We start from the raw sequence: 21,533 nt of genomic DNA, 5'->3' as shown, positions 1-21,533 counted from the left end.
CCACGGGCAGCATGGCGGACCCGGCGCGTCAGGGGCTCGGTGTCAAGGGTGGCTTGGCCTGGATCGCGCGGGCGATGTCGGCGCTGATGCCCGCCAGCGCGCGGCTGTGGGCTTGCACGAGGTCCGCGTTCTCCTGCGTTTTGACCGGCTCCCGCACGATGGACCGTCCGCTGCGGGTGTCTTCCTTGCCGGGGTAGCGGACGGTCCACAGGACTGCGATCGTGGCGTTGTCGCCCGGCGTCGATTCGAAGCCCTGCACCTCGACCGATACCTGATGGGTGCGAGCCTGATCCTCCCAGCGCGCGGACGTCGAGACCAACGCGCCAGGAAAGGACAGGGCCAGGTCGGCGGCCAGCACGCGGGCGATCTGTTCCTTAAGGGGTTCCGCCCAGCGCGAGTACTCGTCTATCCTGATCCGGGTGGCGTCGATCCTCAGCACGAATTGTGGCCGGTCCACCAGTTCCGGGACGGATACGTGGCTGATCACGATGATCGCGGGAACGGCCTGTCCCGAAGCTTCGCGTGCCGGCGCCTGGGCATCGAGGGTATAGAACTTCGCGGGCGAGGTGGCGCATGCGGTCAGCAGCAACATGGGACCGGCCATGAACAGGGGAAGTCGCTTCATTGCCTTTGCTCCGTCTTGCCGCGCAGTAGCGCCTCGGGATGGCGCTCCAGATAATCCGCCAGCGCCCGGAAAGACGCCGCGGTCCGCGCCATTTCGCGCATGGCTTCCGTCGCGCCCTGGGCGAGCGCGGGAACGGGCTGCATGGATCGGGTCGCGGATTCCATTGCTGCCCGGGCGGCCACCATCGCGGCCCGGGCCTCGGGCGCCACGCTGTTGTTCAATGTCCTCATCAGCGTACTGGCGTCCTTCAGGCCTTGCCGCAGATCCTTGGCCATGTCGTCGAGCGGCAGCTTGTTCAGTTTTTCGACGATGCCGGTGATCGAGTCCTGCAGCGATTGCAGGCCGCCGGGAATGGTCGGCAACTCAGGCGGGCCCTTGTCCCATAGCACGCCTGCCTTGGGGGCGTTGGGGAAGAAATCCATTGCGACATACAGCTGGCCGGTCAGGAAATTGCCGGTCCTCAGCTGTCCCCGCAGCCCGTGCTCCACCAGCCACTGCGCCGTCTGGCGCGGGTCGTCGCCAAGCCTGCCGCCTGGGGCTCCCGAAGCGTAGCGGGACGTGAAGCGTTCCGGATAAAGATGCACCTCCACGGGGATGCTGAATTCGCCCTTGACCCTGTCGTAGCGGGTGTAGATGCCGATTACCTCGCCGACCACGATGCCCCGGAAATCCACCGGCGCGCCTATCGCCAGGCCGCGCACCGACTCCTTGAAATTGAAGACGTAGGTATCGACGATGCGGTCCTGTCGCTTCATGGCTTCTGTGCGGTTGTTGAAGAGCCGGAACTCGGTGTCCGCGTCCGCGACCTTGGCATTGAGGGCTTCTGGCGGGCTTTGGAACGCGAGACCGCCCGTGAGGATGCTTACCAGCGATTCGGTGTCGACCTTCACGCCGCTGGCATCCAGCGACACGTCCACGCCGCTGGCATGCCAGAATCGCGTTTCGTCCTTCACGTAGCGGTCATAGGGAGCGTTGACGAAGATGCGCAAGGTCAAGCCTTCGCCTGTCGGATCCAGCGTATAGGCCGTCACCTGTCCCACTTGCAGGCGCCGGAAGTAGACGGGTGCGCCCACGTCGAGCGAGCCCAGGCTTTCGCTCTTGAGTACGAACTCGCGCCCCGGCGTGCCGCTGACGAGTACCGGGGGCTCTTCCAGCGCCACGAATTCATGCCGTTCCTTGGTCTTGGAACCCGTGTCCATGCCGACATACGACCCGGACAGGAGCGTGCTGAGGCCGGACACCGATCCACCGGAAATGCGCGGGCTCACCAGCCAGAAGCGCGTATCCTCGACGAGGAGCCGTGTGGCGCTTTTGGTCAGCTCGGCGGTGGCGACCACGCTCTTGTAGTCGGGCGCCAGGTCGACGTGGTTGATGACGCCGATGTCGACGTTCTTGAACTTGATCTTGGTCTTGCCCGCTTCCAGTCCTTCCCCGGTGGGGAACTGGATGGTGATGGTGGGGCCTTTCTCGATGACCGCCTGCGCGGCCAGCCAGACGCCGATCAGCACGGCCACGAGCGGCACCAGCCATACGAGCCGGACGCTCCAGCGCGAAGGGGGACTGGCGCTTGCTTCGGGCAGCCCGGCAGGCCCCGTGGCGCCGGCAGTTTCGTTGGGCTCAGGCATGGCGCTTCTCCTCGGCGTCCCAGAGCAGGCGGGGATCGAATGCCCTGGCCGCCAGCATGGTCAGGACGACCACCGCGCCGAAAGCGATGGCGGCCGGGCCAGCCTTGATCGTGGCGAGCGAGCTGAACTGGACGAGCGCGACCAGGATGGTGATGACGTAGATGTCCAGCATCGACCATGGCCCCACGAATTCCAGCATCCGGTAGATGCGCGTGCACCGCAAGGACATGCCGGCGTTGTGCATCTGGGCGGTGACGACCAGGAACATGAGCGCAAGGATCTTCAGCATGGGCACGGCGACGCTGGCGATGAAGACGACGATGGCCAGGGGCCAGGATCCCGATACCCACAGGTAGACGACGCCGCTCATGATGGTGTCGTTCTGGGAGCCGAACAATGAACGGGTATTCATCACCGGCAGCAGGTTGGCGGGGACGTACAGAATCATGGCGGCGGACAGCAGCGCCCAGGTGCGGGGGATGCTGTCGGGCTTGCGCAGGTGCACGCGGGCGCCGCAACGCGGACAGTCGCCGGCGTGGGCATGCGGCGGGAGAACGGATAGCTGCCCGCAACCATGGCAGACGCAGATGCCTGCGCGCGCGGCGGTCGGCGCCGACAGGCGGGACGCACCGCGCAGGGCGGGCACGCCGTCGCCGCCGTTGTCGCCGTTACGGGCGAGTGGATGGTGCCTCGAGGCCCAGACAATCCGGGGGTCGAACGCCGCCGCCATGGCGGCGAGCGACATCATCGCGGCGCCGAAGGTCCATAGTCCCACGCCCGGCACGACGCTCGCGAGATGCGCCAGCTTGACCAGCGCGACCAACACGCCCAGGATCAGCACTTCCGTCATGCTCCATGGGCGCGCCAGCAGCAGGACGCGGAAAGCCAGGCGCGGCCAAGGCGGCGTCCGACGCAGGTACAAGGGAATCAGCAGGTACAGCACCGCCAGGATTTCGGTCAGGGGCGTGAGTATGGTGGTGATGAAGACAAGCCCGCTCAGTGGCCACATGCCGTCGCGATAGAGCAGCCAGACGGCGCCGGACAGCGTAGTCTGGACGATATTGCCGTTGACCTTCAGCCCGAGTATCGGGAATAGATTCGCGATGGCGAAGAAGATCGCTGCCGCGATCGCGAAGGCCAGGGGGCGGGCCGTGCCGCCCGGATAGCTGCGATACAGTTCCGCGCGGCAGCGCCTGCAGCAGGCGATGCCGCCCGGCGCGAGCACGGTCTCGCGTTGCAGCAGGTCGCAGTCGTGGCAAGCGATGAGAGAGGAACGGTCCATGGTGTTTCGCTCGTCGAGGCGTTTTGCCGTCCGCGGCGTCGCTATGCGCCGTCGTCCGGCTCCATGGCCAAGGTGACTGCCCTGATGAGGACCTCGTCTTCGAAGGGCTTGCGCAAGTAGGCCACGGCGCCGGCCGCCAGCGCTTGCGCACGCATATCGGACTCGTCATGGGCCGTGATGAAGATGATGGGGATGCCGGTGCCGGCAAGCTGCCGCTGGGTCTGAAGGCCGTTCAGCCCGGGCATCTGCATATCCAGGACGATGCAGGCGGGGCGGTAGGTCGGGAAAGCGTCGAGCATATCCAGAAGCGCATCGCCCGTTTTGAACGTGTTGGCTGCCACGCCTATGGAGCGCAACAGCCGCTTTACGGCGCGGCTTACCGAATCGTCGTCATCCACGACGGCGACGAACGATTTGGCGTGGCTCATGGCGAACGATCCCCGTGTGGAGGCGAGCGATGTGTTGTGTGGAACGTGGAGCTAGGCTATGACAGGTGGGGGGATATGGGTATTGGACCTTGGTCCAATGCCCATGCCGGCGCGCTGGAATCTCGATGGCGACGCGGCGTGTCGCCAGGGTCCGGAGCCGCGGATCAGGCCAGGAAGAGGGATACGCCGGCCTTGTCGGCAGCCCTGGCCAGTTCGACGAGGGACTTCGCCTCCATCTTCTTCATGACCCTGGCGCGATGGACTTTCACGGTTTTCTCGGCGATGCCAAGCTCGTAGGCGGCCTGTTTGTTCAGGCAGCCGTTGACCAGCAGCACCATGACTTCGCGTTCCCGGAGCGTCAGTCTGGCAAGACGCCTGCGGAACAGCTCGCGCGAGGTCCGTCGTTCGAGCGCCTGCGTCGCGTCGCGCAGGGCGGTCGCCACGGCATGCAGCAGATCGTCGCTCTCCACCGGCTTCGCCAGGAAATCGACGGCGCCGGCCTTCATGGCTTTTACGATGGTGGGACAGTCGTCATGCCCGGTGAGGAAGATGATGGGGAGCGATGTACTCGCCTCATTGAGCGCGCGTTGCAGGTCCAGGCCGCCGAGGTCGGGCATCTGCACGTCCAGGACAAGACAGCTCGGATCGTCCGTGGCGTAGGGATGTTCGAGGAATCTGGCCGCCGACGGAAAGTCGGCAACGCGATAGCCCGCCGAGCCGATCAGCCGGACCAGCGCGCGGCGGACGGTATCGTCGTCGTCGACGACAAAGACGATAGGCGCGAGAACTATGCTTTCTCCGCGGCCGAAGGGCTTATCGCCCCCATGCTGGGCACAGTGAAGAAAATCGCGGCCCCCTGCCCTTGATTGTGTTCCGCCCATATGCGGCCTCCGTGCTTTTCCACGATCGAGAGGCTGATCCATAGCCCGAGCCCGAGTCCTTCGCGCTTGGAGGTGAAGTATGGCTTGAAGATACTTTGGAGAACATCGCCCGAAAAGCCGCAGCCGCGATCGCGCACGACGACTCGTACCATGTTCTGCTCCCCCGGCTCTGCGTCGATGGTCACCAGGCGATCCGCGGGAGGGCGCGATGCCAGCGCGTCGAATGCATTCAGGACGAGGTTGAGTACGACCTGCTCCAATTGCACGCGGTCGCCGCAGACGGGGGGAAGATCCGGGGCGATGTTCAGGGATAGCCGGATGCCGCGCACGATCGCGGCGCTGTGCATCAGCAAGGCGACGTCCTGCATCACGCCGCCAAGGCTGACGGGTTCCCGCTCGGGCGGGCCTTCCTTGACCAGCAGGCGGACTTTGCGCAACACCTCGCTTGCACGGTGGTTGTCCTTCACGAGGTCATTCAGTATTTCCCGGATTTCGGTCGGGTTCCAGGCTGGCGACGCCATCAGGCGTTGAGCAGTCTGCACGTTACTGAGGATGGCAGTGAGAGGTTGATTCAGCTCATGCGCGAGGGAGCCAGCGAGTTGTCCCAGCGTGGACACCCGGGTCATGTGTGCCAGCACCCTTTTATTGAGTTCCAGTTCGTATTGCTGGCTCTGGTCGATGATCGTCATCACGACATCGGATTGCATCGCGGGTGACAGCGGCGCGGTGATTACCGTCACGGGGATTTCCGAACCGTCGGCACAGCGCGCCATTCCGGACGGCGCGCTGCGGGCAGGTTGATTGTTCGCGACGGCAGTGGCCTGGCCGGACGTCGGCGCCCGTATTTTCAAGCCGGGGATCAGCGTCTCGACAGACATGCCGGCCAGGGCGTCGGCGCCGTAGCCCAGGAGGGCGTCCGCGGCGGCGTTTGACTGCAGGATGCGGCCGTGCGGGCCGATCCGCAGTACGGCAAAGGGAAGCAGCTCCAGCAGCCCGTGGAGTTGTGTGCCATCGTGCAACGCTACATGCCCCGGCAGCGTGGCGCCCACTGGGACGACAGCCGCTTTGCGAGGGCCTTTTCTCGCGTTGTGGCGCGAGACGGATGTAGCTACGACAGCATTCTTATCGATGTTATCGACAGGGCTCATTGCGCCGCACTCCCCTCTGGAGACCATCATGCGACTTGCGGAAGCGGCGCCTTCGGATTCCGGCGACCGCCGCTGGCGTAGAACTGAAACGCAGCTTACTGTGCCGGCGCGACGAACGTAAAGGGATTAGATCTTTCGTATGTCTCCCACCTGGAACCATTGCGGTGGCCTCCCCGTCGCCAGCGGCCGATAGGGGTAGCGGGCCACGCCGGCATAAGGAGCAAAATGGCGCTATAGTAGTGTAATCTGCGAAAATAGTATTAAAGTATCCTTTGCGTAGGCCGAAGACCATGGAAAAGTAGTGCTAAAGTATCTTTATGCACATATACACTACTTTAATGCTATGAACACCCACGCTGATGTTGCGACAGTGCTGAGAGACGCGATCAAGCGCCGGGGGCTTACCCAGGCGCGGCTCAAGGAAGAGGCTGGCCTGTCCCAGCGCACGCTTACCAAGGTGTTGAGCGGCGCGGAGGACTTCAAGCTCAGCACGCTTTTCGCCCTGGCGGATCGATTGGGGCTGGCGCTGATCCTGGCGCCCCTGGAGGCCGCGCCGGCCGTGGCGGCGGGCCCAGTGACGGAACCGGCGATCCGCTCGCGTGTCGCTGGCGCGCTGGAGCGGGTGGACGGGTCGAAACACGGGGCGGATACGTGAACATCAAGGCCTTGGGAATCTCGATAGGCCAGCAGCAGCAGCGTATCGGGGTGCTCTTTCAATATCGCGAGCCCGGCCGCGACGACGCGCAGGTCGTCACGCGCTTCGTGGCCGACGACGCCTTCGTGCGGCGGGTCGATCCGCCCGTCGTGTCGGCGGCCTACCTGTCCGAGAATCCCGCGCAGCAGGCGGCGTTCTGGCGTGACATTACCGCCACGCCGTTCAATGGGCGGTATTCGAACCGCAATGGCTGGCTGCTGCCGGCGTTCTTCCAGAATCTCCTGCCCGAAGGGGTATTCCGCGACCATGTCGCCGCGCTGCGGGCATGCGCGCCGACGGACAACTTCGAAATGCTGGCGGCCTGCGGCAAGGATTTGCCGGGCAATGTCCATGCTTTCCCGGTCGTGTTGTCCCAGGAGGAAATCAGCCGGTACATCACCCAGGACCAGGATGCGCTGGAGATGTCGGTCACGGAGGCGCCCATGGAGGACGGCGTGTCGCTATCCGGCGTGCAGCCCAAGGTTGCGGTGATCCAGGATGGCGACCGCTATGTCGGGCGCACCAAGGATGCCGACACGCATATCATCGCCAAGCTGCCGGTCGTGGGACAGCCCAGGATGCCGGAGCTGGAGTACCTGTCGTTGCAACTGGCCGCCGCCGCGGGCGTAAATGCCTGCGAGGCGTATCTGGAGCCCCTGGAAAAGCTGGCCGTGCAACATGGCTACGACCTGGGCGACGCCGATGGCCGGACGAAATTCCTTGCGGTCGTGCGCTACGACCGCAAGCCTGAGGGAGGACGCATACATTGCGAGGACTTCGCTCAGGTATTGGGCCAGATGCCCGAGGATAAATACGGCGGCGGGCGTCGCGGGGGCAGCCCCCTGACGTATCTGGACGTGGCGGCGGTGCTGTACGCTTTCGAGTCGCTGGGCGAGGCGGCCGTACACGAATTGCTGCGTCGTCTGGTGGTCAACGAGATGCTGGGCAATCCGGACATGCACCTGAAGAATATCGGATTGCGCTACCCGGACGGCCGGACGCCGGAATTCCCCCCCGCCTACGACATCGTTGCCTATGCCGCCTTCAACCGCAACGTGGGCCACGGGTTGTTGATTGTCCCGCCGGACATCCTGCCCAGGCGCCGCGATACACGGGACGCGCCGAAGACCAGGCAGCAGCTTTCACCGCTACTGCTGCGGGCATTCTGCGGCGCCTTGGGCATACCCGAAAAACCCGCTGCCAAGATCATCACGGATTGCGTGCGCAAGGCCAGCCGGACCTGGCCGGCGCTGATTGCGGCCGCGAGCATCACCGGCCAGCAGAAGAAAAAACTGCTGGCCCACTTCGAGGCGCATCCCTTCGTCGAATCGCTGGCCCGGCGCCAGCGGTTCAAGCCTTGAGCCTTGCCTGTCCGTCTGCCGTTGGTTGTCCGTCCATCGCTGCCCGTCGCTCCTCGCGCACGGCCGACAAGGATCTGCGCTGCTGCCCCTGCGCATCGTGGTTCTCCGGCGCCAGCCAGGCTTCGAAGGCCTGCTTCAACAAGGGCCATTCCGCGTCGATGATGGAAAACCAGGCGGTGTCGCGCGAGCGTCCCATGTAGACGACCAGCTGGCGAAAAATCCCCTCGAAGGTGAAACCCAGGCGATCGGCCGCGGCGCGCGACGGCGCGTTGAGGCTGTCGCACTTCCATTCGTAGCGCCGGTAGCCCAGCTGGTCGAAGACGTAGGCCATCAGCAGGTACTGCGCTTCGGTGGAGATGGGCGTGCGCTTGAGCAGGGGCGAGAACGTGACGTGGCCGACCTCGATGACGCCGGCGGCCGGCGTGATGCGCATCAAGGCCAGGGTGCCGACGGCCTTGTCGGTGCGCAGGTCGATCACGGCGTAGTGGCGCGGGTCACGGCTTCGCGCGGCGTTCGCGGCGTAGCGCTTGAAGTCTTCAAGCGTGGCGGGCCGCTCCACGGAGAGATAGGTCCAGTCGCGGCCGTCGGGCGCGGCTTGATACGCCGCATGGAGATCGGCGGCATGCCGCTCGGCGTCCAGCGGCTCCAGCCGGCAATGCCTGCCTTGCAGCGTGACGCCCGCCGGCTCGGCGGGCGGCGACCAGTCCGGCAGGGGGGGGCCTATGGGTTGTCCGTATTCGTTGGTGCGGGATGCCATGGTTGTCTGTCGTGCGCGAAAAAAGGGGAGGGTGGCTGCGGGGATTCTAGGACCTTTGTGGTCCATCCGTATGGACCACAATAGGGAAATTTTCGGAGTCCAGAATTGGGACGTTCCCCTGGCGTGGCCAGGCCGCCGGAAAAAAAATCCCAAGCCCCGTATAGTGGGCCCTCCCGCATCTTGTCCCTTCGGCCCGTCGCCGCTCCGTCCGAGCTGGCGCCGCCCTGCCCGAAGGCTTTCCCTGGATTTCGAAAACCATGAAGAATCAGCAGGTCGAGAGCGATAAAGAGAAACCCTTGCTGGAGGATATCCGCCTGCTGGGCCAGATATTGGGCGAGGTGATACGCGAGCAGGAGGGCGAGGACGCCTATGCCCTGATCGAGCACATACGGCAGCTGGCGGTCGCCGACCGCCGCGGACAAGGGGACCGGGAAGGCGCCGAGGGCCAGCTGGAAGCCCTGCTGCACGGGCTTACGGGCGACCAGGTCGTGACGGTGGTGCGGGCATTCACCTACTTCAGCCACCTGGCCAATCTGGCCGAGGACCGGCACTTCCTGCGCCGCCGCGAGGCGCATGAACGGCGCGGCGAACACTCGCGCGGCAGCATCGCCGGGGCGCTGGATCGCCTGGCAGCCGCCGGCGTCGGCCAGGCGGATATCGTCGCGACGCTGGAGCGGGCCTATATTTCCCCGGTGCTGACCGCGCACCCCACCGAAGTCCAGCGCAAGAGCATCCTGGACGCGGAAAAGGCCATCGCCGGCCTGCTGGGCCGCCGGGAGGAATTGCGCCAGGCCCAGGCGCGCGATGATGACGACGCGCGCCTGCCCGGCTACCTGCGCGAGACCGAGGCTGCCATCCGGGCGCGCGTGACCCAGCTGTGGCAGACGCGCATGATCCGCAACGCCAGGTTGACCGTGCAGGACGAGATCGACAATGCACTGAGCTATTACGAGTCGACCTTCCTGGCCGAAGTTCCGGCCTTGTACGAGGGGCTGGAGGACCGCCTGGATGCACCGGACCTGCCGGTCTTCTTCAGGATGGGCCAATGGATAGGCGGCGACCGCGATGGCAACCCCAACGTGTCCGCCGCTTCCCTGCGCTATGCCTTGCAGCGGCAGTCGCGCGTCGCCCTGCGGCATTACCTGGCGGAAGTGCACGCGCTGGGCGCGGAGCTTTCCCTGTCGGAACGCCGCGTGGCGGTCAGCCAGGCCCTGCACGACCTGGCCCAGTCTTCCGGCGACGATAGCGAGCGGCGCGCCGACGAGCCCTACCGGCGCGCACTGACCGTGGTCTATGCCCGGCTCGCCGCCCGTCTGCGCACCTTGTTGGCCAATGAGAATATCCATCCGCATGAAAGCGTGACCCGTCCGCCTTATGCGACGGTGGACGAATTCCTCGCCGATTTGCGCGTCATCGAGACGTCGCTCAAGACGCATTACGGCGGCGCGTTGGCGGCCGGACGCCTGCGCGGACTGATACGCAAGGCGCAAGTGTTCGGGTTCCACCTGGCCACGCTGGACATGCGGCAGAGCTCGGACCAGCATGAGGCCGTGATCGCGGAACTGCTGCGGGCCGCGGACATCGAAGCGCACTACGAAACGCTGGACGAGCCGGCGCGCCGCGACCTGTTGCTGCGCACGCTGGCCGACCCGCGCCCGCTGACCATACCCGGCCATGGCTACGGCGACCGTACACGGGGCGAGCTGGACATCTATGCCGCCGCGCGCGAGGTCGTCGATACGCATGGGGCGCAGGCGCTGCGCCACTACATCATCAGCCACACGGAAGACGTGAGCGACCTGCTGGAAGTGCTGGTCCTGCTGAAGGAGGCGCGCATCCTCACCGGCGCCTGGCCGGCATCGGCGCGCACGCCGGTCATCGTCGTGCCGCTGTTCGAAACCATAGGCGATCTGCGGCGCGCGCCGGCCATCATGCGGGAGTACTACGCGCTGCCCGGCATCGCCGCCATGGTGCTGCGTTCGGGCGCTGAACAGGACGTGATGCTGGGCTATTCCGACAGCAACAAGGATGGCGGCATACTCACCAGCCATTGGGAGTTGTACGTGGCGGAAGTGGCGCTGGCGCGCCTGTTCACCGAACTATCGGCGCAATACGGCGCGCCGTTGCGCCTGCGCATGTTCCATGGCCGCGGCGGGGCCGTGGGGCGCGGCGGCGGCCCCAGCTACGAGGCCATCCTGGCGCAGCCGCCCGGTACGGTCAATGCGCAGATCCGCCTGACCGAACAAGGCGAGGTGATCGCGTCCAAGTACGCCAACCCGGAAATCGCGCGGCGCAACCTGGAAACGCTGGTCGCGGCCACGCTGGAAGCCACGCTGCTGCCGGCGGTGCCGGGCCGCGATCGGTCGGACGGCAGCCATCCGGTAGGCGAGGACTATCTGGCGGCGGCCCAGGCCCTGTCCGACGCGGGCATGGCCGCGTATCGCGACGTGGTCTACGGCATCCCCGATTTCGCGGCGTATTTCTATGACGCGACGCCGGTGCGGGAGATCGCCGAACTCAACATCGGCTCGCGTCCGGCCGCGCGCAAGCCGGGCCGCAGGCTGGAGGATTTGCGCGCCATTCCCTGGGGCTTCGGCTGGGGCCAGAGCCGCCTGACCCTGCCTGGATGGTTCGGCCTGGGCAGCGCCGTGGACCGCTACGTCGCGCATCATCCCGATGGCGCGGACGCGGCCTGGCGTCTCTTGCGCGAGATGCACCAGGAGTGGCCGTTCTTCCGCACGCTGGTGGCCAATATCGATATGGTGCTGGCCAAGAGCGACATGAACCTGGCGCGCAAGTACAGCACGCTGGTGGAGGACCGGGTACTGGCCGCGAAGGTCTTCGATGCGATCGCGGCGGAATGGCACCGCACGGTGGCCGCGCTGGCCGGCATCACCGGCAGCGCGGACCGGCTGGCGGGCAACCCGGGGCTGGCGCGTTCGATGCGACATCGCTTTCCCTATATCGATCCGCTGCACCACATACAGGTCGAACTGTTGCGCCGCTGGCGGGCCGGCGAGACCGACGAACGCATCCAGACCGCGATCCACATCAGCATCAACGGCATCGCCGCCGCCCTGCGCAACAGCGGCTGATGGCGCGCGCGGCGGGCGGCCTGGGCCACCGCCGTCGCCGCCGTTACTTTCGCCGTTTCCCTATAACTGAACGTGCGAAACGGTATTAGACGCTCTTGATCTCCACTCCTACACTGCCTTTTGCCGCGTTCAGACGGCACAGGCAGCGTGGGAGGGTCATGGTTTCGCATGGTCCGGCGACCCAGGGCCAGCAGGAGACGAGCGTGATACAGAAGTATTCCCTATACATCGATGGCCAGCGCGTGCCCGGCACCGGCGGCCGCATGCTGCAAAGCACCAACCCCTATACCGGCGCGGTGTGGGCTGAAATTCCCGACGCGAGCGTGCAGGACGTGGCCGCCGCCGTCGCCGCCGCCAACCGCGCGTTCGAGCGGGAATGGCGCCATACGCCCGGCATCAGGCGCGCCGCCTTGATGCTCAAGCTGGCGGGCCTGATAGAAAAAGACGCGGAGCGCATGTCGCGCATCGAAAGCACCGACAACGGCAAGATCGTGCGCGAGACCAAGCCGCAGATGATGTGGGTGGGCCGACAGCTGCGTTATTTCGCCGGCTACGCGGACAAGCTGTTCGGCCAGCAGGTGCCCGTGGACCAGGCCGACGTGCTGGACTACCTGACGTTGGAGCCCTATGGCGTCGCCGCCTTGATCACCGCATGGAATTCTCCGCTGGCGCTGCTGGCCAACAAGCTCGCGCCGGCCTTGGCGGCGGGTAACTGCGTGGTGGTCAAGCCGTCCGAACATGCATCGGCGTCGACGCTGGAGTTCGCGTCCCTGGTGGAGGAGGCCGGCTTCCCGGCCGGCGTATTCAACGTCGTCACCGGCGGTGCGGAGACCGGGCGCGCGCTGGTCGAAGACGCTGGCGTGGCGTTGGTCAGCTTCACCGGCAGCCCGGGCGTCGGCCGCGAGATCGCGGCCATGGCCGGCCGCCGGTTGGTGCCGGTCAAGCTGGAACTGGGCGGCAAGTCGCCCAACATCATTTTCGACGACGCCGACCTGGATCGCGCGGTGGTCGGCGCCCTGGCCGGCATTTTCGGCGCGACCGGGCAGACCTGCGTCGCCGGCTCCCGATTGCTGGTACAGCGCAAGGTCCTGGACGAGGTGGCGAACCGCCTGGCCGAGCGCGCCCAGCGCATCCGCATGGGCGATCCGCTCGATCCCGCGACGGAGATGGGCACGGTTGCCAACGAACCGCAATTCCGCCGCATCCTGGCGGCGATAGACAGCGCCAAGATTGCCGGCGCGCGCCTGGTGACGGGCGGCGGCCGCGCGCAAGGCGAAGGGCTGGGCGAGGGCTACTTCATCCAGCCGACGATTTTCTCCGACGTGGACAACGCCAGCCACCTGGCCCAGGAGGAAATCTTCGGTCCGGTGCTGGCCATCATTCCCTTCGATACCGAGGAAGAGGCGATACGGCTGGCCAACGATAGCCGCTATGGCCTGGCGGCAGGCCTGTGGACCCGCGACCTGTCGCGGGCAATGCGGGTGTCGCGTGCCTTGGTGGCGGGATCGGTCTGGGTCAATACCTATCGGGCCCTGGCGGCAGGGGCGCCGTTCGGCGGTTTCAAGGAGTCCGGCATCGGCCGCGAGCGTGGGGAAGCGGGCCTGCGCGAGTACTTGACGACACGCAACGTGATGATCGACTACTCCACCGAGGTCAGGGACCCGTTCGCCATCCGGACTTGAACGCCGCGGTCGCCAATGATGACCGCGATGACAATCAGAATAAAAGGAGACAAAGATGGGAGACAAGACCCTCAAGGCGATTTCCCCGGGGCGGCGCGCGTGGATGCAGCGCGGCCTGGCGTTGGGAGGCGCCGCCATGCTGGGTGTGAATCCGCCCGCGCGAGCCGTGGCGGCGACGACCGCGGAGGCCTGGCCCGCCGGGCCGATACGCCTGGTAGTGCCCTTCCCGCCGGGCGGCTCGGTCGACACCGTGGCGCGCACCGTCGGCCCGCAATTGCAGGCGCAACTGGGGCAGCCCGTCGTGATCGAGAACCGGCCGGGCGCGAGCAGCGTGATGGGCGCCCAGCACGTGAAGCAGTCCAAGCCGGACGGCTACACCATCCTGCTGAATGCTTCGCTGCAGGTGGCGAACCCGGTGCTGCTGGCCACCGCGACCTACGATCCGCTCAATGACTTCGTCTCCATCACCGAGATCGGCGCGCAGCCACAGTTGGTGGTGGTGCGGGCCGACGGTCCCTACAAGACGATGGGCGACCTGGTGGAAGATGCGCGCAAGCATCCCCGCCACGTCACGTGGGCCATCGCCGCCTTCGGCGCGGCCGGGCACCTGGCCTGCGCGCTGGTCAACGTGCAGGCGAAGGTCGACATGCCCATCATTCCGTACAAGGGCGGCGGTCCCGCCCTGATGGACGTGATGGGCGGACATGTCTCGGCCCAGATCGAACCCATGGCGTCGGCCTATCCGCATGTGCAGGCCGGCAAGCTGCGCGCGCTGGCGGTGACCAGTGCGCAGCGGCTGGCATCGCTGCCGGATGTGCCCACCGTGGCCGAAAGCGGCTTCCCGGGTTTCGACATGCCCAGCTGGTACGGCCTGTGGGCGCCGGCGGGCACGCCGCGCGCCATCGTCGACAGGCTGCACATGGAAACCGCCAAGGCGCTGAAGGTGCCGGCCGTGGCCGAAAAGCTTGCGGCGATTTCCTTCATCCCCATGGGCACCTCGCCGGACGCCTTCGCCAAATATTCGGCGAGCGAGCTGGAGAAGTACCGCGACCTGATCAACAAGGCACATATCAAGGCGGACGCCTGATACGGCGTCGGCATGGAGCAGACAGCATGAGCAAATACAAGACTCTCGGATTCATCGGCCTCGGCGTCATGGGCGAACCCATGTGCAACAACCTGGTGCGCAAGTCGGGCTTGCCGGTACACATTTTCGACATGAACGCCGACGCGGTCGGCCGTGTGGCGGCCAACGGCGGCAAGGCGGAAGCGTCGGCGGCCGATGTGGGCGCCAAGGCCGACGTGGTGTTCCTGTCGCTGCCGTCGATCGACCAGGTCGAGCCCGTGGCGCGTGCCCTGGCCGGCGGCGCGCGCAAGCCGGCCATGATCGTCGACATGAGCACCAGCGACGTGGCGCGCAGCCGCGCATTGGCCGCGGAACTGAAGGCCCGGGGCGTGGCGTTCGTCGATGCGCCGGTGGCGCGCACGGCCGAGGCGGCGCTGAAGGGCACGCTGCTGATCAGCGTGGGCGGCAGCGTGGCGCAGTACGAGGAACTCAAGCCGCTGCTGTCCTGCATGGGATCCGACGTGCTGCACTGTGGCGATACGGGCTGCGGACAGGTCGTCAAGATCCTGAACAACATGATGGTCTTCATGACGGTGAATGCGCTGTCCGAGGTGCTGACCATAGGCCGCCGCGCGGGCATGGACGGCGAGCGCCTGTTCGAACTGCTGGCCGGCGGGTCGGCCGACAGCTTCGCCCTGCGCAACCACGGCATGAAATCCCTGGTGAAGGACAGCTTCCCGGAGAAGGTGTTCCCCATGGTCTACGCCATCAAGGATGCCAGCCTTGCGCTGTCGCTGGCGAAGGCGGGATCCTTCCAGCCGAAGATCGCCAGCTACACCTACAACCTGATGTGCCAGGCGCACGACGCCGGCATCGTCAACAACTACCATCCCGCCATTGTGCAACTGGTGGACGGGCGTATCACGCCTAAGCAGGATGTGAAGCCGTAGCTTCCAGGGGCGCCGCCGCACCGGGCGCCATGTCCGGCGCCAGCCGTGGCAGCAGTTCGCGGGCGATCTTCAGCGTGAGTTCGGAGGCGTGCTTTTCGCTCCAGACCGCCTCCATGCGCACATGTCCCGCCGTTGGCGGCAGATCGCGAAACAGTACGCCGGGATAGGCGCTGGACGCATAGGAGCGCGGGACCAGCGCCACGCCGAAACCCAGCCGCACCATCTGGAAGATCGTCAGCGGGCTGCGCGCGGCGTGCTTGAACGAAGGGCTGAAGCCGGCCTCGTAGCAGCTGGCGACGATGGCGTCGAAGACGGTCGGCCCGGATTCGCGCGAGAGGGCGATCATGGGCTCGTCGGCCAGGTCCGCCAGCGTGAAGTCCGGCTTGGCGGCCAGGGCATGGCCTTGCGGCAGCACGGCCATGTAGTGCTCGTGGTAGATCGGCATGCGCATCAGCTTGCTGCGGTCGGGCCGGATGTGCACCAGGCCGATATCCAGCTGGCCATGGCTGACCGCCGCGATCTGGTCTTGCGACTGCATGTCGCTGACCGAGATTTCCACGCCGGGATAGCGTTCCCGCACCATATCGACGAAGGTGGGCAGGACATGGAACAGGGCCGAGGTGGCGACGCCCAGCCGCAGCACGCCGGCGTCGCTCTGGGCGGCGCGTACCGTGGCGCTGACCGCGGTCTTCATCTGCCCCAGCAGCAGCCGGCTTTCCCGCAGGAAGACCGCGCCGGCGTCGGTCAGCTTGACCTCCCTGCGCGTACGATGAAAGAGCTGCACGCCGATGTCTTCCTCCAGCAGCTTGATGTGTTGCGACAGCGGCGGCTGGGACATGTGCAGGCGTTCGGCCGCGCGGCTGAAACTCAGTTCTTCCGCGACCATGACGAAGTAACGGAGTTGTCTCATGTCCATGAAGGCTGGTCTCGCATAGGGACCGGCCAGGCCGCGGGCCGGGCCGGCCGGCGCCTGGGTCCTGGAATCCCGGGTCCTGGTTATAGGAGGTATGGACCGGAGAATAGCCGGTTCACGGCCGAGCTTGGCCGACACGCATGCCGGGTTTACCCGGAGCGCGGGGGGCACGGCGTGAGGCCGTGCCGGGGTGGCGGCGAGGACGCCGCCGGGGTCGGGCCGTCGGGGTCGGGCCGCCAGGGTTAGGCCACCAATCCTCGCGTCAAGTCGCGCACCGGCGTATCCGGCCCCGCCGCCAGCAGCATATCGAGCACCGCCTGCGCGCGAGCCTCGGGCAGCACCAGGCCGGCATTGGCGCGGAACTTGCCCGCGATGTCGTCCAGGTCCAGGGCGCGGGCGCCGCTGCCAAGGTTCATCGGAATGTGATGGTGCAGCTTGGCCCCCTGTTCCAGTTCCACCGTCACGGCGCCCGAGAAGTACTTGGGGAATTCCGTGTCTTCCTGCTTGATGCAATCCACCTTGGCCGCGAGCCGCAGGATGGCGGGGTCGGCCAGGCTGGCGTCGTCCAGCTCGGACAGCGCGAATCGGCCGCGCAGCAGGCAGGCGGCCACCACGAATTGCGCGCTGAACTTGGCTTCGTAGTCGGACCGCGGGACGCGCTTGGCGGCAGCGGGCTCGGCCACGATGGGCAAGGTGGCTTCGGGCAGCTCGCAGACGATGCGGCGAACCTGTGACAGGTCGCCGATCTGGGCGTGCAGCTTCACGCCCGCCTCGGCGCAGCCGTGGATGAAGTGGCAGACGGGGTAGGGCTTGATGGAGGTGTCGAGCAGCGTCCATTCGCGGCCCAGGTCCCTGATCACGGATTCCGTATCGACCTGGCCCGCGCGTTCCTGCATGTGCGTATCGAAAAAGCCGAACTTGCCCTCATAGGGGCGGTCCGGACCGTGGAACCCCGCCTGCACCATTTGCGCTGCGGTGATGCCGGCCAGCGCGCCCCAGCCCGGGTGCATGCGCTTGGTCCAGGCGCCATTCTCCAGGAAGACCTGCACGCCGGAGGCGGTGCTGGCGGCGACGCCCTGGGCGGCCACGATCTGCTGGACGTCCAGGCCCAGCAGTTTGGCGGCGATGAGCGCCGCGCTGAAGTGCGACACCAGGCCGGTCGCGTGGAAGCCGCCATGGTGGAAGCCGCCCTTGACCGCGCGGCCCAGGCGTATGCAGGTTTCCATGCCGGCGGCGTAGGCGGCCAGCAGGTCGCCCCAGGACGCGTCGGCGACCTCCGCCATGGCCAGCGCCGCGGGCAGGCAGGCGACCGTGGGATGGACGATGCTGCCGGGGTGGGTGTCGTCGAAGTCCAGGCCATGGATCAGGTAGCCGTTGGACAACGCCGCGTCGCGCGCTTGCAGGCGCTCGGCGCCGCCGATCACGGTCGCGGCGCCGGGCGCGCCGGCGGCGCGAAAGCCGGCCAGCCCGGGCGCCGCGAAAGGAAAGTGGCGCGAGGCATAGGCCAGGCCGATGGCGTCGATGATGTGGTGCAGGGACTTGGTCCGCACCGCTGCCGGCAGGTCGGCCGCGCGCAGCCCGTGGGCGAAGCGCGCCAGGCCTAGGGCCAGGTTCTCGGAAGGCTGGGGAAGTCGGGATGCGCTATGCATGGCAGTCTGGGATGCGAAGTGAGGGACGATGAGCGTATCGGGTCGGGAACGGATGCATGGTGTGCCGCGTCAGGCCGCCGTGGGCGCCTGGTGCAGGCAGGCTATCGCCGCCTTGGTCCCCGGCAGGCGCGGATAGCGTTCCAGCACCAGCGGGTCGTGTCCCGGCACGAAATGATCGGCGCTGTCGGCCAGTTTCAGCAATCGGGCATGACCCGCAAGCATGGCCGCCACGTCGACCACCACCGGGAAAGGCAGGCGCCGCGTGAGGTTGGCATAGTAATGGGCGGCGTCGGACGCCAGGATGACCCAGCCGCGCGCCGTGTGCACGCGCACCGCTTGCAGGCCTCTTGTATGGCCGCCGATGAGCACCAGCTCGATGCCCGGCGCCAGGGTATCGTCGCCGTCGTGGAAGACGACGCGGTCCTCATAGACGCGGCGCACGAAATCGCACACATCGTCGACGGCGAAGGCGCGCCGCAACACCGGTTCGCACATGCAGCGCCCCGTGGCGAAGGCGGCCTCGGCGTCCTGGAGGTGGAAGGTGGCGCTGGGCAGCTTGTCGAGGTTGCCGGCATGGTCCCAGTGCAGGTGGGTCAGCACGACCGTGCGGATTTGCGCCGGATCGATGTCCAGCTGGCGCAGGGCCTCGATGGGGCAGCATTCGAGCGGACGGTTGCGCGCCTTGGAGCCGCGCTCGCCGAAGCCGGTATCGACCAGGACGACCTGGTCGCCATTGCGAATGACCCAGACGAAGAAGTCCATATTGACCAGGCCATCGTGCTCGTCGCCGCCGAGGATGAAATTCTCGGGGCCGCGGCGCTGCATGGTGGCGTAGCGCAGGGCGTAGACCTCGTATCGGGGCAAATCGGGAGTGAGGGTTTCCAAGGTGTCAGGCTCCAAGGTAGGACTTGCGCACGAAATCGTCGGCGAGCAGTTGCTCGCCCGTGCCGGTTTGCATGATGGCGCCCTGTTCGAGCACGTAGGCCCGGTGCGACAGGCGCAAGGCCAGGCGCGCGTTCTGTTCGACCAGGATGATGGACAGGCCGGTCTCGCGGTTCAGGGCCTGGATGGCGTCGGCGATCTCGGCGATCACCTTGGGCGCCAGGCCCAGTGACGGTTCGTCCAGCATCAGCAGCCGCGGCTGCGCCATCAGGGCGCGGCCGATGGCGACCATCTGCTGCTCGCCGCCGGACAGCGACCCGGCCAGCTGGCCGCGTCGCTCGGCGACGCGCGGGAACAGGGCATGGATCTGGTCCATCGCCCGTTGCCGCGTGCGGGCGCAACGCACGGCATGCGCACCCACTTGCAGGTTCTCCAGCACCGTCATGCGCGGGAAAAGCCGCCGCCCCTCGGGCGAAAGGGCGATGCCGCGCTGTACGCGCGCCGCCGCCGACAGCTGGGCGATCGGCTCGCCATTCCACGTGACCGTGCCGCCCGCCGGCAGCTTCAGGCCCATCAAGGCTTTCAGCGTGGACGACTTGCCGGCGCCGTTGGAGCCGACCAGCGCGACGATCTCGCCCTGGTCGACGTCGAAGGAAATGCCATGGACGGCTTCCAGCGGTCCATAGCGCACCGCGAGCTGGCGGGCTTCAAGCATGGGCATAGTCGGGCGCTCCCAGGTAGGCCTCGATCACGGCCGGGTCGGCGCGGACGTTGGCGGGCGTGTCATCGGCGATCTTGCGTCCGTGCACCAGGACCACGATGCGCTGGCAAAGATCCATGACCAGCGCCATGTGGTGTTCGACCAGCAGGATGGACAGTTGCCGCTCCCGTTGCAGCTGCTTGAGCAGGCGGCCGAATTCGGCGCATTCCTCGCCGTTCAGGCCGGCGGCCGGTTCGTCCATGAGCAGCAGGTCGGGACGGGTGGCGATGCCGACGGCCACGCCCAGCTTCTTCTGGTGCCCATAGGACAGTCCGCCCGCCACCACGTGGCGATAGGGACCCAGGCCCGTCAGTTCCAGCACATCCTCGACCTCGCGCGCGGTCGCCGCCAGGGCCTGGCGGCGTGCGCGCGTGGGCAGGATCTGGGTCCAGATCGAGCCCGGCAGGGTCGACAAGGCGCCGCGCTGGATGTTCTCGGCGACGGTGGCGGTGGGATAGACGGCCGTGGATTGGAAGGTCCGGGCCAGGCCGTGGCGCACGACCCGGCTGGGCGCCAGGCCGGTGATGTCGCGTCCGTGCAGGCGCACCTGCCCGGCGCTGGGACGCAGCGTGCCGCTGATCAGGTTGAACGCCGTGCTCTTGCCGGCGCCATTGGGGCCGATCAGGCCCACCACTTCGTCGCGGCCCACGTCGAAGGTCAGGCCGGACACCGCTTTCAGGCCGCCGAAGCTGCGGCTCAATTCGCGCACTTCCAGCATCGCGCTCATGCTTTGTCTCCCCGGTTTTTCTCTTCATGCGCACGGCGCGCGCGGAACAGGCTGGCCAGGCCCTGCGGCAGGAACCGGAGCATCAGGATCAGGGCCGCGCCGTAGAAGATGTTCTGGGTCTCGACGGCGCCGCGGAACAATTCGGGCAGCGGCGTCATGATCAGCGCGCCGATCAGGGGCCCGAACAGATAGCGGCGGCCCCCCACCACCATCATGATGATCAGGGCCAGCGACAGGTGCATGCTGAAGGACTCCGGCGACACATAGCGCAGGTAGTGCGCCGTCAGCGCGCCGCCCAGCCCGGCCAGTGCGCTGCCCAGGGTGAAGGCGTAGCGCTGCGTGCCGCGCACGCTGATGCCCGTGGCCTCCGCCAATTGCGCGTTCTCGCCCACCGCGTCGATGGCGTGGCCCGCCGGCGAGCGGTACAGCGCGTGCAGCAGCCAGGTGACGCCGGCCGCGCAAGCCAGCGCCAGCAGGTAGAACGCGGTCTTGTTGTCCAGCACATGGCCCAGCAGCGCCGCCGGCGGCACGCCGGTGATGCCGTTGGCGCCGCCGGTGACGCTGTCGCCTTCCAGCAGCACCAGGCGCACGAACTCGCCGAACGCGAAGGTCAGCAGCACGAAGTAGACGCCGGTCAGGCGCAGCATGATGGTGCCCAGCAGGTAGGCGAACAGGCCCGCCGCCAGGATGGCCGCGAGGGCGCCCAGCACGAAGGGCTGGCCCAGGCCCATGACCACCAGCACGGAAACGTAGGCCCCGATGCCGGCGAAGGCGCCGTGGCAAAGGGATACCTGACCGGCTCGCGCCAGGAGGGACAGGCCGCTGACCAGCACCACGTTGATGCAGATCTGGATGGCGAGGTGCAGGGTGAAGTCCCTGCCCAGGGCCAGCGGCAGGAGGGCCAGCGCCAGCAGCGCGAGGCGTCCCGGCAGGGCCCAGGGATTGCGCCGCGCCCGCGGCGGCGCGGCCGGGACCGCGGTGGATAGCAGAACTTTGCCGTCTTGCATG

19 protein-coding genes are annotated in these 21,533 nt (G+C 66.9%); 6 read left to right on the top strand and 13 right to left on the bottom strand.

The window, feature by feature from the left end:
- Positions 1-28 precede the first annotated feature (28 nt).
- From C7R54_RS24430 to C7R54_RS24405, 6 genes are all read right to left on the bottom strand, one after another.
- Positions 29-625 carry a PqiC family protein gene (locus C7R54_RS24430; RefSeq protein ID WP_129153323.1) on the bottom strand — a complete coding sequence of 199 codons (597 nt, stop codon included), beginning with the start codon at positions 623-625 and terminating at the stop codon, positions 29-31.
- On the bottom strand, positions 622-2,250 hold the full coding sequence (locus C7R54_RS24425; protein ID WP_129153322.1) for a PqiB family protein: 1,629 nt from the start codon (positions 2,248-2,250) through the stop codon (positions 622-624). The genes C7R54_RS24430 and C7R54_RS24425 overlap by 4 nt, the downstream gene beginning before the upstream one ends.
- On the bottom strand, positions 2,243-3,532 hold the full coding sequence (locus C7R54_RS24420; RefSeq protein ID WP_129153321.1) for a paraquat-inducible protein A: 1,290 nt from the start codon (positions 3,530-3,532) through the stop codon (positions 2,243-2,245). The genes C7R54_RS24425 and C7R54_RS24420 overlap by 8 nt, the downstream gene beginning before the upstream one ends.
- Before the next feature lie 41 nt (positions 3,533-3,573).
- Positions 3,574-3,960: a response regulator gene (locus tag C7R54_RS24415; RefSeq protein ID WP_129153320.1), complete on the bottom strand. Its 387-nt coding sequence runs from the start codon at positions 3,958-3,960 to the stop codon at positions 3,574-3,576.
- Between the two features lie 164 nt (positions 3,961-4,124).
- Complete coding sequence (locus C7R54_RS24410; RefSeq protein ID WP_129153319.1) at positions 4,125-4,841, bottom strand: response regulator transcription factor; 717 nt, start codon at positions 4,839-4,841, stop codon at positions 4,125-4,127.
- Positions 4,748-5,989 carry an ATP-binding protein gene (locus tag C7R54_RS24405; protein ID WP_192903737.1) on the bottom strand — a complete coding sequence of 414 codons (1,242 nt, stop codon included), beginning with the start codon at positions 5,987-5,989 and terminating at the stop codon, positions 4,748-4,750. Before C7R54_RS24405 ends, C7R54_RS24410 begins: the two co-directional genes overlap by 94 nt.
- A 370-nt stretch (positions 5,990-6,359) precedes the next feature.
- Here C7R54_RS24405 and C7R54_RS24400 point away from each other — a divergent pair, with 370 nt between their 5' ends.
- Positions 6,360-6,644: a helix-turn-helix transcriptional regulator gene (locus tag C7R54_RS24400; protein ID WP_192903736.1), complete on the top strand. Its 285-nt coding sequence runs from the start codon at positions 6,360-6,362 to the stop codon at positions 6,642-6,644.
- On the top strand, positions 6,641-8,044 hold the full coding sequence (locus C7R54_RS24395) for a type II toxin-antitoxin system HipA family toxin (RefSeq protein ID WP_129153316.1): 1,404 nt from the start codon (positions 6,641-6,643) through the stop codon (positions 8,042-8,044). Before C7R54_RS24400 ends, C7R54_RS24395 begins: the two co-directional genes overlap by 4 nt.
- Here the strand turns inward: C7R54_RS24395 and C7R54_RS24390 are convergent.
- On the bottom strand, positions 8,034-8,801 hold the full coding sequence (locus C7R54_RS24390) for a GNAT family N-acetyltransferase (protein WP_129153315.1): 768 nt from the start codon (positions 8,799-8,801) through the stop codon (positions 8,034-8,036). The genes C7R54_RS24395 and C7R54_RS24390 overlap by 11 nt on opposite strands.
- A gap of 257 nt (positions 8,802-9,058) precedes the next feature.
- Between C7R54_RS24390 and ppc the strand changes: the two genes are divergently transcribed.
- The 4 genes from ppc to C7R54_RS24370 all read left to right on the top strand — a co-directional run bounded on the left by ppc (position 9,059) and on the right by C7R54_RS24370 (position 15,594).
- Complete coding sequence (gene ppc / locus C7R54_RS24385; RefSeq protein WP_129153314.1) at positions 9,059-11,896, top strand: phosphoenolpyruvate carboxylase; 2,838 nt, start codon at positions 9,059-9,061, stop codon at positions 11,894-11,896.
- 203 nt (positions 11,897-12,099) lie between these two features.
- Entirely contained in the window at positions 12,100-13,578 is a 1,479-nt protein-coding gene (locus C7R54_RS24380; protein ID WP_338026241.1) for an aldehyde dehydrogenase, read from the top strand.
- A gap of 55 nt (positions 13,579-13,633) precedes the next feature.
- Positions 13,634-14,665 carry a Bug family tripartite tricarboxylate transporter substrate binding protein gene (locus C7R54_RS24375; RefSeq protein WP_129153312.1) on the top strand — a complete coding sequence of 344 codons (1,032 nt, stop codon included), beginning with the start codon at positions 13,634-13,636 and terminating at the stop codon, positions 14,663-14,665.
- A gap of 26 nt (positions 14,666-14,691) precedes the next feature.
- Entirely contained in the window at positions 14,692-15,594 is a 903-nt protein-coding gene (locus tag C7R54_RS24370; RefSeq protein ID WP_129153311.1) for an NAD(P)-dependent oxidoreductase, read from the top strand.
- On the opposite strand, the gene C7R54_RS24365 is transcribed toward C7R54_RS24370, so the two are convergent.
- The 6 genes from C7R54_RS24365 to C7R54_RS24340 all read right to left on the bottom strand — a co-directional run bounded on the left by C7R54_RS24365 (position 15,572) and on the right by C7R54_RS24340 (position 21,532).
- Complete coding sequence (locus C7R54_RS24365; RefSeq protein ID WP_240039694.1) at positions 15,572-16,504, bottom strand: LysR family transcriptional regulator; 933 nt, start codon at positions 16,502-16,504, stop codon at positions 15,572-15,574. The two genes, C7R54_RS24370 and C7R54_RS24365, sit on opposite strands and share 23 nt — an antisense overlap.
- A 245-nt stretch (positions 16,505-16,749) precedes the next feature.
- On the bottom strand, positions 16,750-18,156 hold the full coding sequence (locus tag C7R54_RS24360; protein ID WP_129153309.1) for an MmgE/PrpD family protein: 1,407 nt from the start codon (positions 18,154-18,156) through the stop codon (positions 16,750-16,752).
- Positions 18,157-18,225: 69 nt separating this feature from the next.
- On the bottom strand, positions 18,226-18,981 hold the full coding sequence (locus tag C7R54_RS24355) for an N-acyl homoserine lactonase family protein (protein WP_129153676.1): 756 nt from the start codon (positions 18,979-18,981) through the stop codon (positions 18,226-18,228).
- A 64-nt stretch (positions 18,982-19,045) separates the two neighbouring features.
- Complete coding sequence (locus C7R54_RS24350; protein WP_129153308.1) at positions 19,046-19,759, bottom strand: ABC transporter ATP-binding protein; 714 nt, start codon at positions 19,757-19,759, stop codon at positions 19,046-19,048.
- Complete coding sequence (locus tag C7R54_RS24345; RefSeq protein WP_129153307.1) at positions 19,746-20,525, bottom strand: ABC transporter ATP-binding protein; 780 nt, start codon at positions 20,523-20,525, stop codon at positions 19,746-19,748. Before C7R54_RS24345 ends, C7R54_RS24350 begins: the two co-directional genes overlap by 14 nt.
- Positions 20,522-21,532 (bottom strand): branched-chain amino acid ABC transporter permease, encoded by a 1,011-nt coding sequence (locus C7R54_RS24340; RefSeq protein ID WP_129153306.1) that lies wholly within the window; start codon positions 21,530-21,532, stop codon positions 20,522-20,524. Before C7R54_RS24340 ends, C7R54_RS24345 begins: the two co-directional genes overlap by 4 nt.
- Between the last annotated feature and the right edge of the window lies 1 nt (position 21,533).

Source organism: Achromobacter aloeverae, from assembly GCF_004121055.1.
Taxonomy (GTDB): domain Bacteria; phylum Pseudomonadota; class Gammaproteobacteria; order Burkholderiales; family Burkholderiaceae_B; genus Bordetella_C; species Bordetella_C aloeverae.
Note: the sequence above shows the minus strand (reverse complement) of the source record. Positions and strands in the feature narration are given on the sequence as shown.